The sequence below is a fragment of the Shewanella sp. 11B5 genome, from assembly GCF_002836795.1.
Classification (GTDB): domain Bacteria; phylum Pseudomonadota; class Gammaproteobacteria; order Enterobacterales; family Shewanellaceae; genus Shewanella; species Shewanella frigidimarina.
In genome coordinates, this window is record NZ_PJAP01000017.1 from 1 (window position 1) to 1,540 (window position 1,540).

Sequence of the window (1,540 nt, forward strand, 5' to 3'; positions counted from 1 at the left end):
GTTATCATCGACAAACTACAGGGGTGATTATCGCGATGCAAAACGGTGTCGAACCTTATGCGGATATCGGTGCTGATGGATTACCACATGGAATGTTGGTGGATTTGTGGACTTTATGGTCTGAAAAAACCGGTATCAATATTGATTTTGTCGCTGGTGACATGAGCAGTACAATTGATGATGTTAAACGTGGTGTCGCAGATGTTCATATTGGTTACCCTGAAAGCCAAGATATGCGCACTGGTTTGAAACAAGCGTGGCATATTATTTCGGTTAAAAGCCGTTTTTTTAGCTCAAACTTAACATTAAATAACATTGAAGACATTGCGATGCGGATTGGCGTTTATCCTACCGCGCCTTATATCAGTGATATTAAAAAAGCTTTTCCTAAGGCGCAATTACGCTTTTATGATTCATTAGATGCCATGGTTAAAGCCGCACGTAACGATGAAATCAGCGGTTTTGTTTCATCTGCAGCAATGACGTCTCATTATTTATTGGCTAATAAGTTGTGGGCAGAATTTCGTCAATATACTGATATCGAATTTTCGACAGATATGTATGTATTAACCCGTATTGACGACAGTGGTTTAGCCGATCGCATTCAAGCTGGATTTAATTTAATTTCTGTTGAAGAACAAGTTCAGGTTGAGCGTAAATGGTTAATTAATCCAGATGACCGCTTTTTTGCGAATTCTGCCAATAAAATAAAATTAACAACGCAACAAAAGCAATATGTTAGTAGTTTAGGCGCCATTAAAATGGGTTACCTGAAAAATTGGGCCCCTATGGAATTCCAAGGCAAAAATGGTGAATTTTTAGGGGTGAATGCAGACATTAAAAACTTACTAGTCAAGCAACTTAATTTAACTATTATCCCAGTGGCTTACGATGATTTTGGTAACATGATGAATGACCTAATTAAAGGTGAAATTCATTTAGTGGCCAGTATGGCTAAAACGGTTGAGCGCGAAAACAAACTAGCATTCTCTTTAGCATATTGGCCATCACCTTGGGCGATAGTCACGTCGCTAAGCCAACCTCCCATTTTTAATATTTCACAGGTAACAGGTAAACGTCTGGCTGTTGTTGACGGTTACCATATTGTCGATCAGCTTCGCCAACAATACCCAGGTATAAAATTAGTGCCCGTTGCAGACACTAAACAAGGTATGGAAGCCGTTATCACAGGTAGCGCGGATATGTTTGTTGAACAAGTTGCAACATTGGCGACTACGTTAAAAGGTGGCCAATATCCGAGTTTGAAAATGTCTTTATTAGCTGAGTTAACCGAGCAGCACAGCCACATAGGGTTATTCCCAGGCGTGAAAAATTTAGTGCCTTTGATTGATAGAGTCATTGCGACTATCGATGAAACCGAACAACAGAACATGTACCAAAAATGGGTCTCGCTAGATCTTAATAGTGACACATTACGCTATCAACGGTGGTTGAAAATATTAGTGATTGGTTTGTTAATTATCACCCTAATAGCCATTGTAATATTAATGTCGAATCGGCGCCTAAATGTCGAAATTCA

General features: G+C 39.3%; 1 protein-coding gene. It reads left to right on the plus strand.

The annotated features are described in order from the left end of the window. Nucleotides 1–1,540: transporter substrate-binding domain-containing protein (locus CXF78_RS00110; protein WP_145991265.1), on the plus strand; the 1,540-nt coding region annotated here is incomplete at both ends.